This is a genomic window from Catellatospora chokoriensis, from assembly GCF_011297315.1.
GTDB classification, from domain to species: Bacteria; Actinomycetota; Actinomycetes; order Mycobacteriales; family Micromonosporaceae; genus Catellatospora; species Catellatospora citrea.
Genome location: NZ_JAAOTI010000001.1, coordinates 301,010 through 312,719, shown reverse-complemented (window position 1 = coordinate 312,719; position 11,710 = coordinate 301,010). Strand labels below are relative to the sequence as shown.

12 protein-coding genes are annotated in these 11,710 nt (G+C 73.0%); 4 read left to right on the top strand and 8 right to left on the bottom strand.

Annotation, left to right across the window (positions count from 1 at the left end; translation table 11 throughout):
• The first annotated feature begins 64 nt into the window (after positions 1 to 64).
• Positions 65 to 1,123 carry a glycoside hydrolase family protein gene (locus tag HAV39_RS01400; RefSeq protein ID WP_239120806.1) on the top strand — a complete coding sequence of 353 codons (1,059 nt, stop codon included), beginning with the start codon at positions 65 to 67 and terminating at the stop codon, positions 1,121 to 1,123.
• Positions 1,124 to 1,136: 13 nt separating this feature from the next.
• On the opposite strand, the gene HAV39_RS01395 is transcribed toward HAV39_RS01400, so the two are convergent.
• The 6 genes from HAV39_RS01395 to HAV39_RS01370 form a co-directional block, all read right to left on the bottom strand.
• Entirely contained in the window at positions 1,137 to 2,384 is a 1,248-nt protein-coding gene (locus HAV39_RS01395; RefSeq protein WP_239120807.1) for a pyridoxal phosphate-dependent aminotransferase, read from the bottom strand.
• 152 nt (positions 2,385 to 2,536) lie between these two features.
• Positions 2,537 to 2,824 carry a DUF3040 domain-containing protein gene (locus tag HAV39_RS01390; protein ID WP_191837299.1) on the bottom strand — a complete coding sequence of 96 codons (288 nt, stop codon included), beginning with the start codon at positions 2,822 to 2,824 and terminating at the stop codon, positions 2,537 to 2,539.
• A 109-nt stretch (positions 2,825 to 2,933) separates the two neighbouring features.
• Positions 2,934 to 3,533, bottom strand: coding sequence for a phosphoribosylanthranilate isomerase (locus HAV39_RS01385; protein WP_191837298.1), 600 nt, complete (start codon positions 3,531 to 3,533; stop codon positions 2,934 to 2,936).
• Between the two features lie 12 nt (positions 3,534 to 3,545).
• Positions 3,546 to 4,376, bottom strand: a complete 831-nt coding sequence (locus HAV39_RS01380; RefSeq protein ID WP_191837297.1) for an alpha/beta fold hydrolase — start codon at positions 4,374 to 4,376, stop codon at positions 3,546 to 3,548.
• Between the two features lie 60 nt (positions 4,377 to 4,436).
• Positions 4,437 to 5,240: an ABC transporter permease gene (locus HAV39_RS01375; RefSeq protein WP_191837532.1), complete on the bottom strand. Its 804-nt coding sequence runs from the start codon at positions 5,238 to 5,240 to the stop codon at positions 4,437 to 4,439.
• Positions 5,241 to 5,367: 127 nt separating this feature from the next.
• Complete coding sequence (locus HAV39_RS01370; protein WP_191837296.1) at positions 5,368 to 6,726, bottom strand: metal-dependent hydrolase family protein; 1,359 nt, start codon at positions 6,724 to 6,726, stop codon at positions 5,368 to 5,370.
• 107 nt (positions 6,727 to 6,833) lie between these two features.
• Between HAV39_RS01370 and HAV39_RS01365 the strand changes: the two genes are divergently transcribed.
• Entirely contained in the window at positions 6,834 to 7,253 is a 420-nt protein-coding gene (locus tag HAV39_RS01365) for a DUF4259 domain-containing protein (protein WP_191837295.1), read from the top strand.
• A 39-nt stretch (positions 7,254 to 7,292) separates the two neighbouring features.
• A complete protein-coding gene (locus HAV39_RS01360) occupies positions 7,293 to 8,186 on the top strand; it encodes a phosphotransferase family protein (protein ID WP_191837294.1) in 894 nt (297 codons plus the stop codon).
• A gap of 74 nt (positions 8,187 to 8,260) precedes the next feature.
• Here the strand turns inward: HAV39_RS01360 and HAV39_RS01355 are convergent, their stop codons facing one another.
• Positions 8,261 to 9,490 (bottom strand): SGNH/GDSL hydrolase family protein, encoded by a 1,230-nt coding sequence (locus tag HAV39_RS01355; protein WP_191837531.1) that lies wholly within the window; start codon positions 9,488 to 9,490, stop codon positions 8,261 to 8,263.
• A gap of 183 nt (positions 9,491 to 9,673) precedes the next feature.
• Between HAV39_RS01355 and hemC the strand changes: the two genes are divergently transcribed.
• The gene (hemC, locus tag HAV39_RS01350; RefSeq protein ID WP_203736475.1) at positions 9,674 to 10,597 is read left to right on the top strand and encodes a hydroxymethylbilane synthase; all 924 of its coding nucleotides are present in this window, start codon (positions 9,674 to 9,676) and stop codon (positions 10,595 to 10,597) included.
• A gap of 145 nt (positions 10,598 to 10,742) precedes the next feature.
• Here the strand turns inward: hemC and HAV39_RS01345 are convergent, their stop codons facing one another.
• Positions 10,743 to 11,675, bottom strand: coding sequence for an aminoglycoside phosphotransferase/kinase family protein (locus tag HAV39_RS01345; RefSeq protein ID WP_191837292.1), 933 nt, complete (start codon positions 11,673 to 11,675; stop codon positions 10,743 to 10,745).
• Positions 11,676 to 11,710 lie beyond the last annotated feature (35 nt).

Below are 11,710 nucleotides of genomic sequence, written 5' to 3'. Positions count from 1 at the left end.
TTCGTCCACGGCAGTCAGTGCCCTGCCTCGCCGCGTTCATCCACGGCGGCTAGGGTGTCCGCTCGTGGACGAGACCTCGCAGCGGCAACCCGGCAGGCACGTTCGGCGCGACCACCGCAAGCGGTGGCTGGCGGTGGCGCTGGCGGTGGCGGTCCTGATCGGAGGCTCCTACGCGGCGGTGCGGCTGTGGAGCGGCGAACAGCCGAGCGCGGCGGCCGGTCCGGGGGAGCCTGCGGCGGTGACGGAGGGCGCGCCGGATCCGGCGGGGTCCGGTGCCGCGTCGGCGGGGCCGTCGGCGAGCGCGTCCGCCACCCCGCGGCCTTCGGCGTCGCCGAGTACCAAGGCGTCGACGAGTCCGCAGGCTCAGCCCGGCGGCCCGGCGAAGACGTCGGCCAAGAAGGGCGTCAGCGTCTGGAACTTCGGCGGGCTGAAGGCGGCGCTGACCGACGTGCGGGCGAGCTGGTACTACAACTGGTCCGCGGGTCCGAGCAAGGACGCGGGCACCAGCGCCGCCTTCGTGCCGATGATCTGGGGCGAGAAGTCGGTGACCGACGCCGAGCTGGCGCGGGCGAAGAAGTCGGGCCACGTGCTGCTGGGCTTCAACGAGCCCGACTTCGCCAGCCAGGCCAACATGACCGTCGAACGCGCCCTGGAGCTGTGGCCGCGGCTGCAGGCGACCGGCCTGCGGCTGGGCAGCCCGGCAGTCGCCGTCGGCGCGGACAAGGCGGGTGGCTGGCTGGACCGGTTCCTCAGCGGGGCCAAGGCGCGGGGCTACCGGGTCGACTTCATCACCCTGCACTGGTACGGGGCGGACTTCTCCGCGGCCGCGGTCGGGCACCTGAAGAACTACCTGCAGGCGGTGTACCAGCGCTACCGCATGCCGATCTGGGTCACCGAGTACGCGCTGATCAAGTGGGGGGCGAACGGGGCGGTGTACCCGAGCGACGCGCAGCAGGCCGCGTTCGTCACCGGCTCGACGAAGCTGATGCAGGGCCTGTCCTACGTGGAACGTTACGCGTGGTTCGCGCTGCCCTGGCCGACCGAGGGCCACCAGGGCACCGCGCTCTACCGCGACGGCGACAGCCCGACCGCGGCCGGCCAGGCGTACCGCGCGGCGGGCTAGTCTCTGGCGGGTGTCATTGGCGGTAGGTTTCCAGGAACCGGCCCAACCGCCCGATCGCGTCGTCCATCACGTCGGTCGGCGCGAGGAACACCAGGCGCAGGTGGTCGGGAGTCGGGAAGTTGAATCCGGTGCCGTGTGAGAGCAGCAGGTGCTGTTGATTCAGCAGATCGATGACCAGCTGCTGATCATCTCTGATCTTGTGCACCGCGGGGTCCAGCCGCGCGAACAGATAGAGGGCTCCATCGGGCTTCGTGCACTCCACCCCTGGGATGTCGGTGAGTTTGCTCCAGGCGCTCTCGCGCTGATCGTGCAGGCGCCCGCCGGGACGGACGAGAGAAGTGATGCTCTGGTAGCCGCCCAGTGCCGTCTGGATGGCGAACTGCGCCGGCACGTTGGGGCACAGGCGCATGTTGGCCAGCAGCTGCAGGCCTTCCAGATACTCTTCGGCGCCGACGGCCGGACCGGTGACGACGAGCCATCCGGAGCGGAAGCCGGCCGCTCGGTAGGTCTTCGACAGGCCGCCCATCGTCAGGATCAGCAGGTCGGGTGCAAGTACCGCGGCGTGGTGATGCACCGCGCCGTCATAGATGATCTTTTCATAGATCTCGTCACACAGCACGAGCAACTGGTGCCGACGCGCGATGTCCAGCAGCCCGAGTAGGGTTTCCTCGGAGTAGACGGCACCTGTCGGGTTGTTCGGGTTGATGATCACCAGGGCGCGCGTGCGGTCGGTGATCAGTGATGCGAGATGCTCGAGGTCGGGTGCCCAGCCCGCGGACTCCTCGCAGCGGTAATGCATGGCACGTCCACCGCAGAGGTTCACCGCACCGGTCCACAGCGGGTAGTCCGGAGACGGGATCAGCACCTCATCACCCGGATTGAGCAGCGCCTGCATCGACATGACGATGAGCTCGGAGACGCCGTTGCCAAGGAACACGTCATCGGGCCCGACATCGCGGACCCCCCGCTCCTGGTAGTACTGGGCGACCGCGAGGCGGGCGGAGTGGATCCCGCGGGCATCGCTGTAGCCCTGCGCGGCGTCGATGTTCTGCATCATGTCCCGCACGATCGGCTCGGGGGTGTTCAGGCCCCACGGTGCCGGGTTGCCCAGATTCAGTTTCAGGATGCGATGCCCGGCGGACTCGAGTTCCTGCGCCCTGCGTAGGACCGGACCGCGGATGTCGTACCGGACGTTCTTAAGGCGACTGGCTTGCGGCAACAAGGAGAACACGATCCTTTGCTCTGGGTCACGCGCGGCCACGGCCGCCACATGCGGCGACTGCTGTCGCGGTGCCGGCGGACGTTGCGGCGACCCTGGATTTTATCTGTCGGCGGGTGATCCTGGCCTGCCGACAGTCCGTGCACTCCGACAGGACCGACGCCCACGGCCGTGATCAGGACCCCGGCGGCACGTCAGTCGGTCGGGTCGGCGAAGCCGTCGCCGACCGCGGCCAGCGCCAGCACCGCGCCCAGCGCGGCGAGGAAGCCGCCGCCCGGAGCACCCGTCGCGAACAGGAACACGGCCAGCGCGAACCCGGTGAGGCTCAGCGCGATCCGCAGCCCGGACCGGCGCCGCTTGCGGTATTCGGCAGGCGGGCGGGGTTCGCCGGCGCCGAGGCCGAGCGCGAAGTGCGGGTCCTCCGCGCGGGTGCGCTCGGCCAGCTCCGCCAGCCGGCTTTCCTCGTCCGGGCCGAGTGCCACCTGACCTCACCTCATCCCGTCGACCGGATGCTCGCGCCGCCGGCGGCCGCAACGCGCCGGGGGTCACCGACCATCATGGTCACGGCGGGCAACCTCCGGGTCCGGCCGATCAGCCCGCTTTGCGTACGGCAGCGACGAACTCCCTGATCAGATCCTCGCTCTTGACGCCGCGGGCCGACTCGACGCCGCTGGACACGTCCACGCCGCCCGCCCCGGACTGCGCGATCGCGTCGGCGACCGTGTCGACGCTCAGCCCGCCCGCGAGGATCCAGCCCTCGCCCAGGCCACGCTCGCGCAGCAGCGCGTAGTCCCATGCCCCGCCCGAGCCCGGCTCGGGCGCGTCGACCAGCAGCAGGTCCTCGCCGTACGCGCCGATGCGCAGGTCCGGGGCTTGGTAGCTGGCCGCCCGGACCAGGGTCAGGCCGAGGTCGGCGACGGCGGCGAAGTCGGCCCGGGAGTAGTCGCCGTGCAGCTGCAGCGCCCGCAGGCCGGTGTCGCGGACCAGCTCCCGGACGGTCGCGACGTCCACCCCGGCGACGACCGCGACGGTGAGCACGTGCGGCGGGACCGCCGCGGCCAGGCGGCGCGCGGTGTCCGGGGTCACCTGGCGCGGGCTTCGGGTCAGCACGAAGCCGACCGCGTCCGCGCCCGCGTCGACGGCGGCGGCGACTGTCTCGGCAGTGGACAGTCCGCAGATCTTCACGAACACGGGGACCTCCGGTCAGGCTTGCGTGGCGATGCGGGCCAGGATCTCGCGGGCCGTGGCGTCGGGCGCCTCGTCCGGGATCCAGTGGCTGACCCCGGGCAGGGTGACGAAACGGTAGTCGCCGGAGACGTAGTCGGCGCAGCTCTCGGCCGCCTTCGGCCCGATCGCCCAGTCGCCGTCGCTCCACAGGAACGTGGTCGGCACCGCGACCCGGCCGGCCGGGGTGAAGCCCGAGCCCAGCGTCAGCGCGCGGTACCAGTTCAGGCCGCCGGTGAGCCGGGCGCGATCCAGCATCGGGGCGACGAAGCGCTCGACCCGCTCGGCGGGCACACCGGTGAAGATCTCCCGCAGCCGCCGGCCGTCGTGCTCCAACAGCAGGTCCTCGGCCTTGCCCTCCTGCTGGAACAGTCCGATGTAGGCCGAGCGCTGCTGCTGGTCGGGGTCGGTGGCGATGGTCTTGGCGAAGGCCACCGGATGCGGTACGGAGACGGCGGTGAGGGTGCGCACCCGGTCGGCGTGCGCGGCGGCCAGGTGCCAGGCGACCACGGCGCCCCAGTCGTGGCCGACCACGTGGGCCCGCGCCACGCCCAGCGCGTCGAGCACCGCGAGCGCGTCGGCGACGCACTCGCCCATGGCGTAGTCGGCGACGGCGGTGGGGCGGGCGCCGGGGGAGTAGCCGCGCTGGTCGAACGCGTAGGTGCGGACACCGGCGTCGTGCAGGCGGTCGGCGACCAGCTCCCACTCGCCTGCGTGCTGCGGGAAGCCGTGCAGCAGCAGGGCCACCGGCCCGTCCGCCGGGCCGCCCGCGTGGAGGTCGAACACCAGGTCCCGTGCCGCGATCTGCATACGGGCCAGCCTAGTACGGAATCGTGTTCGCCGATCATGTGGCGGCGGCGACTGTGCCGGTCAGGGGCTGCTGATCCAGCGGTCGCGCAGGCTTGCCAGGATGGTGACCGAGACCACGAGCAGGATGAGGCTGAGCACGATCGCCGCTTCCAGGTCCGTCTCCAGGGCCAGGTACACGGCGAGGGGCATGGTCTGCGTACGCCCGGGGAAGTTGCCGGCGAAGGTGATCGTCGCGCCGAACTCGCCCAGCGCCCGCGCCCAGCAGAGCACCGCGCCCGCGGCGATGCCGGGCGCGACCAGGGGCAGGGTGACCCGGCGGAAGGTGGTCCAGCGGCCGGCCCCCAGCGTCGCGGCGGCCTCCTCGTAGCGGGTGTCCGCGCCGCGCAGCGCGCCCTCCACCGCGATGACGAGGAACGGCATCGCCACGAACGCCTCGGCGACGACGACGCCGGCGGTGGTGAACGGCAGCGTGAAGCCGAACGTCTCGTCGAGCCACGACCCGATCAGGCCGCGGCGGCCGAACAGCAGCAGCAGGGCCACGCCGCCGACGACGGGCGGCAGCACCAGCGGCACGGTGATCAGCGCGCGGGCCAGCCGCCGCCCGGGGAACTCGACCCGGGCCAGCAGCCAGGCCAGGGGCACGCCGAGCAGGATGCAGCAGACGGTGGCCAGCGAGGCGGTGAGCAGCGACAGCCGTAGCGCGGCGAGGATCGCGGGCTCGGCCAGATGCTGTGGCAGCTCCCGCCACGGGGTCCGCAGCAGCAGCGCGACCAGCGGCAGCACGAGGAACGCCAGCCCCAGCCCGGCGGGCAGGACGAGGAAGACCGGGATGCGCCGGGGGCCGCGCCGACGCGGCGGGGACATCGCCGTGCCCGGGTGGTGGATCTCGTCGACGGCCATGGGCCCAGACTACGGATCCTGGCACCCGGCCGCGGTCGGCACGGCCTCGGCGGTCCGGATGGGCAGGTAGGCATGGACGGCGCGTTGGCGGTCAGGGCAGGGTGTTCCGGACCGGCACGCCGTCCTTCATGATCACCCGGAGGTTGCCGGGGTCGGCGAGCACGGCCAGGTCGGCCAGTGGGTCGCCGTCGACGAGCAGCAGATCCGCGTACGCGCCCGCCCGCACCACGCCCAGCGGGGCCGGATAGGGGTCGCGCGGCCCGGACATGGCCAGCAGTGCCGCGTTCTCCGACGTCGCCATGCGCAGCACCTCGGCGGGGGAGAACCAGCGGCCCAGTTTCGCCAGCTGCGCGCCCTGGCGGGTGGCCAGCCCGGCGTCGAAGAGGGTGTCGGTGCCCCAGGCCAGCCGCACCCCGTGCTCGCGGGCCAGCCGGTATGCGGTCTCGGTGCCGTCGGTGACCGCGAGCTGCTTGGCCCGCCCGGCCGGATCGGGGATCGGGATGGCGTCGCTGTCGTCGAGGAACGGCTGCATCGACCACCACACGCCCCGCTCGGCCATCAGCGCGGCGGTCTCGTCGTCGAGCAGGTGCCCGTGCTCGACGCAGCGCACCCCGGCCCGGACTGCCTGCTGCACCGACGCCGGGGTGTACGCGTGCACCATCACGTACGTGCCCCAGTGCCCGGCCGCCTCCACCGCGGCCGCCAGCTCCGCGAACGTGTACTGGGTGACGTCGATCGGGTCGTACGGCGACGCGACGCCGCCGCCGGCCATCACCTTGATCTGGCTCGCGCCGCGCATCAGCTGCTCGCGCGTCGCCCGCAGCACCGCGTCGACGCCGTCGGCGATGGCCGCGGTGCCGGTGCGTTCCACCATGGTCAGCGGCGCACCGGGCTCGCGGGGCACCTCCAGCAGTGACCGGAAGTCGCCGTGCCCGGCGGTCTGGCTGATGAACGCGCCGCTCGGGTAGATGCGCGGGCCGGTGACGATCCCCTCGTCGATGGCCCGTTTGAGCGCGAACACCGGGCCGCCCGCGTCGCGCACCGTGGTGAACCCGCGCAGCAGGGTCCGTTCCGCCTCCCGGCCGGCGATCAGTTGGAGGTAGCCCGGGTCGGCGGTGGCGAGCACCGGCAGCGACACGGCGGCCATCATGGCGTGCCAGTGCGCGTCGATCAGGCCTGGCATCAGGACCCGTCCGCCGCCGTCGACGATCGTGACGGCTCGCTGCCCGCCGGGTGGGCGGTCCGCTGCGCCGCTCGGTTCGATGGTCCCGCCCGCCGGGTCGTCGCCCGTGCGGGCCGGGGTGGCGCCGGCCTCGGCCCGCGCGCCGACCCGGGTGATGAGGCTGCCGGTGACGGTGACCGTCGTGGGCGGGGACAGCGTCGGGCCCACCCCGTCGAACACCCGGACGTCGCGGAACTCGGTCACCTCGGTCGCCTGATCACGTGCCATCTGTCGAGTGTCCCGGCCGTGGCCGCACCCGCGTGGCCGAACAGGCCGGACACGCTTTGTCGCATGCGGCCGGTACCGTCCCGCTGCGCCCTGCGGAGGAGGCACTGGTGGGCACATGGGACTCGGGTCCATTCGACAACGACGGCGCCGCCGACTGGTGCGGCGACCTGGACGAGGCCGATCCGGCCGAGCGGCTCGGCATGGTCCGGCAGACCCTCGCCGCCGCGGCCGACCATGCCGGATACCTCGACGACCGGCTCGGGGTGCGGGCCGTCGCGGCGGCGGCGGTCATCGTGTCGCAGCGGCCCGGCGCGGAGCCGCTGACCTCGCCGTATGCGCCGGACTTCCTGCTCGAAGGGGGGTCGCTGGTGGTCCCCGAGGACGTCGCGGCGCTCGCGGTGCGGGCCCTGGACCGGGTCGTCGGCGACGACTCGGAGTGGCGTGAGCTGTGGGAGGACACCGGCGACCCGGCGGACGCGCTGGCGGCCGTCGGCGACCTGCGCACCGCGCTCACGGCCGCGCCGTAGCGGTCCCGTCGCGGTCGATGCGCTCGGTAGGGTGAGGGCGTGTCCGGTCGCCACCCCACCGCCGACGTCCGCGACGTCATCGCCGCTCACCTGCCTGGCCACCGGATCCGTTCGGTGGTCGAGCTCGGCTCGGGCCTGGACAACGTGGCGTACGAGGTCGACGGCGAGCTGGTCGTGCGGTTCAGCCGCGAGCCCGACCCCGTGGTGCGGGCCGCGCTGGTCGAGCGAGAAGCGCGGCTGCTTGCCGCCGTCGCCGAGGTCTGCCCGGTGCCGGTGCCCGAACCGGTGTTCACGGCCCCGGAGCAGGGCTGCCTCGGGTACGCCAGACTTCCCGGTGTGCCGCTGGCGGAGCTGCCCCGGCAGCAGTGGTCGGCGCACGGCACGTCGATCGCGGCGGTGCTGGGCGGGCTGCTCGACGCCCTGCAGACCACGCCGGTCGAGCGGTGGGCCGGCCTGGTGGATGTCGATGACCAGCCGTCGGCCGAGTGGCTCGGGGAGGCCGCGGAGTATTACCGGTCGGTCGCCGGGCACGTGCCGGTGGCGCACCGCCGCGCGGTGGCGGCGTTCCTGGACTCGCCGCCGCCGGACGCGGGCCGGGGTCTCGTGTTCTCCCACAACGACCTGGGCATCGAGCACGTGCTCGTCGACCCGGCCGGGTGGACGGTGACCGGTGTCATCGACTGGAGCGACGCCGCGCTGGTGGATCCGGCGTACGACTTCGGGCTGGTGTACCGGGACCTGGGACCGGACGCGCTGCGGGCCGCCCTGGGCCGGTGCCGCAGGGACGCCGCCGACATCGCGGCGCTCGCCGAACGCGCGGTCTTCTACGCCCGGTGCAGCGTCTTCGAGGATCTCGCCTACGGCGTCGAGACGGGCCGGGACGGCTACGTCGGCCGGTGCCACGCCGCGATGCGCTGGCTGTTCCCGGCGTAGCAGGTCAACGGCCCACTGATGTCAGGAAGGGCACCTTCCGCTACGTATGGCGATGGGAAGGTGCCCTTCCTTCGTCACTGGAACGTGAGGGTGCCGTTGGGGTTGCGGATGCAGGCGATGGTGCGGTTGGCGGTGGTGGCGGCAGCGGACAGGCACTGGCCGAGGACGGCGTGGCCGGCGGCGTTCGGGTGCCAGGACTCCTGGCAGGTCTGGAAGTAGGTCACGCAGGCGTTGGCCATGCGCTGGATGGCGATCTTGTCGTATCCGGACAGGCTGGTGATGTGCGTGCCGGTGGGGCCGTCCATCACCCGCACCGGGGTGGCCAGCGCGCCGGTCGGGCTGTTCGCGTTCTCGCAGAGCCGGGCGCCGTCGAAGGCGCGCTGCACGTTGAGGTAGACCAGGTCCGCGCCGGGGAACTCGGCGGTCAGGTTGGCGTGGGAGTTGCGCACCACGACGCCGAGGTTGGCCGAGAAGCGGTGGCCGGGGGCGAGGCTCGCGCGGTGGATCGGGCAGCCGGCCGCGTACCGCTCGGCGCCCAGGTCGCGGAACTTGTCCCGGTCGTCCTCCCGGCCGTCCTGCTCGATGAACGAGGAGTACACGTCCGTCGGCAGTGGGTTGGTGTAGTCCTGGAACACGATGCGGTGCTGGCCGTCGGCGTCGATCTGGTCCAAAGTGGTGATCAGCTGGCGGAGCGCGTTGGTGGTCTCCGTGGTGGCCGCGGCGACCTCGGCCGCGCTGGCCAGGTCGGCGTCGGTGCACGGCTCCTGCGGCACCGGGCCGTTGATATAGGCCCAGAATTCCCACCAGCCGGTCCACGCGTCGGCGATGAAGCGGTTGGCGCACAGCGTCGCCACGTCGCCGAAGGTGAACGAGCTGTTGTTGGAGCCGAGGCCGACGAGCACCAGGTCGATGTCGTGGGTCTGCGCCACGGCCCGCAGCTGGTCGAGCTGCGCGGCGACCTGCCGGCCGCTGGTGCGGGTGTTCGAGGCGGCGGCGATGTCGTACGGCTGGCCGCCCGAGCAGGCCAGGTTGAACCGGGCGGAGATGCCCGACAGCGCGGCCTTGTTCAGCGACGCGTTGGCCGAACGGTGGCAGAAGTAGGCGTTGGCGTTCGCCGCCGACCAGCCGGGGAAGCCCTGGGCGACCCCGTTGACGTCGACGACGGTGGTGTACGCGCCCGCGCCTTCGCCGCTGATGAAGCTGTCACCGATGGCGACGGCCGCCGTGGGCAGGGCGGCCGTGGCGGGGGCGGCGGCTACCGCGAACGCGGCCCAGCCGAGCGCGACGGCGGCGGCGCCCGCCATCGCCTTGCGAAGTCTCAGCACTGAGCTTCCTCTCCGAAGTGGAATGTGAGAACGGTTCGCGAGATCAGATCACGGTCGGCGAAGTACGTCAATGCCACCGTTAACGACGGAGAAAACCTTCCGCACGACACGCCTGGATCGCTTCACGGCCTGTTCATGTCGGCTGGCCGTAGGGTTCCTCAGGTGACGACGACCGTCCGCCTCGGCACCCGGGGCAGCACCATGGCCCTGGCGCAGGCCCGCCACGTCGCCCGCGAGCTGGAGTCCGCGCACGCGGGCCTCGCGGTGCGGATCGTGCCCGTGTCCACCCACGGCGACCGCTGGACCGGCAGCCTCGCCACGGCGGGCGGCAAGGGCGCGTTCACCAGCGAGATCGACGCCCTGCTGCAGGCCGGTGACATCGACCTGGCGGTGCACTGCCTCAAGGACATCCCCGGCGACGTCGCGCTGCCCGAAGGGATCTGCATCGCGGCCCACCTGCCGCGCGACGACCCCCGCGACGCGCTGATCAGCCGCGACGGCCTGCGGCTCGACCAGCTCGCCCGCGACGCGGTCGTCGGCACCAGTGCGGTACGCCGCCAGGCGCAGCTCCAGCGGGCCCGCCCCGACCTGCGGGTCAAGCCGATCCGCGGCAACGTGGACAGCCGCATCGCGCGCCTGGACTCCGGCGACGTCGACGCCATCGTGGTCGCCGCGTGCGGGCTGCACCGCATCGGTCAGGCGCACCGCATCACCCAGCTGCTGGACGCCGAACTGATGGGCCCGGCCGTCGGCGCGGGCACGATCGTGGTCACCACGCGGACGTCCGGGCAGGCGTACACCCTCGTCATGGCATTGGACGAGCCGGACAGCCGGGATGCGAGCCTGGCCGAGCGGGCGCTGCTGCACCGGTTCGGGGCCGGCTGCAACAGCGCCGTCAGCGGGCACGCGAGCGTCGAGCGGGACACGGTGACGCTGCGCGCCGCCGTCTACGCCCCGGAGGGCGACCGCATGCTGTCGACCGTCGTAGCGGGCGACCGCACGGTCGCGCCCCTGCTCGGTCGGCAGGCCGCCGACGAGCTGCTGGCCCTCGGCGCCCGCAAACTACTCGACCCCTACCTGCGCTGACCGGCCGAGGCGCGTCAGCGCCGCTGCGGTGGAGGCGTCGGCACCGCGGCCTCGCCGTCCGGGCCGGGTGAAGCCGCCGCTGATCCGATGCCGGGCGGGCATGGCCGTGCCATTCGCGCGGCCGGCCCGGCTGCTCCGGCGCGGCTCAGGCACCCGCGCGGCGCAGTCTCTCCTCGGCGTCGTCGGGTGACAGCCACTGGCGGTCGCCCAGCGCGAGCTTCTTCGCATCGAAGGCATCGACCCACAGTCCCGCTGCCCAGCTCGCCTGCACCTGTTCGGCGCTCCACCGGAGACCGGCCGCGTGCTGGTATGCCTCGACGAAGGCAGCGGATTCGTCCACCGTGGCGGCGCGGTGCACCGCGCCCGCAGGCCAGACCGCGGCGGCCAGCCCCACGATCACCGGCTCTGGCGCGCTGATCACGCTGTCCCAGTCGTGCACCGCCCACGGCTGTCCGTCGCGCCAGCGCAGATTCTGTGCACACCAGTCGCCGTGCCCGACGACCGTGGGCCCGGCCGGCAGGTCGCGCAGGCGCTGCCGCACCCGGCGGGCGACGTCGTCCAGCCATACGCTGCCGGGCTGGGCGTTGAGGTCGGCGTCGCGGTCGTCGGGCGGCGGCCAGACACCGGCGTGCTCGTGGTCCCAGGCCGTCCACGGCGGATGCGGCGCGAGCACGCCCGCCACCTGCGGCCTCGGCGCCCGCCGGATCAGGTCGGCGAGCAGCGTGGCGTAGCGCTCGACCGCGTCGCCGCCGACCGCGAGCACCTCGCCGCCAGGCACGAGGACCTCGGCGTGTGCCGCGTAACCGCCGAACGGGACCGGGCCCAGCAGCGGGCGAGGGCAGGGGAATCCCGCATGCCAGAGCGCCTGCTGCACGGCGGTGCACACGGCCAGCCGAGCCGCGGCCGGGCGCACCTTCACGACCACCTCGCGGTCGTCCTTGAGCCGCACGCCGACGACGGTCGACAGGTGAGTGGCGGTGAACAGGGTCTCGGAGACGCCGGAAGCGAGCCAGCGCAGGCACCACGCGTCGAGTTCGGCGTCGGCGACGGCGGGCGGAGCGGGCATCGAGTGCGCCATGGCCGGGCACGTTAGCACCCGGTGCGCAGGTGCGC

Excerpts from the sequence above, each read along its gene's own strand:
- HAV39_RS01370 (WP_191837296.1), bottom strand. The coding sequence starts at position 6,726 with ATGGCACGTGATCAGGCGACCGAGGTGACCGAGTTCCGCGACGTCCGG.
- HAV39_RS01345 (WP_191837292.1), bottom strand. The coding sequence starts at position 11,675 with ATGGCGCACTCGATGCCCGCTCCGCCCGCCGTCGCCGACGCCGAACTC.
- HAV39_RS01380 (WP_191837297.1), bottom strand. The coding sequence starts at position 4,376 with ATGCAGATCGCGGCACGGGACCTGGTGTTCGACCTCCACGCGGGCGGC.
- HAV39_RS01355 (WP_191837531.1), bottom strand. The coding sequence starts at position 9,490 with ATGGCGGGCGCCGCCGCCGTCGCGCTCGGCTGGGCCGCGTTCGCGGTA.
- HAV39_RS01375 (WP_191837532.1), bottom strand. The coding sequence starts at position 5,240 with ATGTCCCCGCCGCGTCGGCGCGGCCCCCGGCGCATCCCGGTCTTCCTC.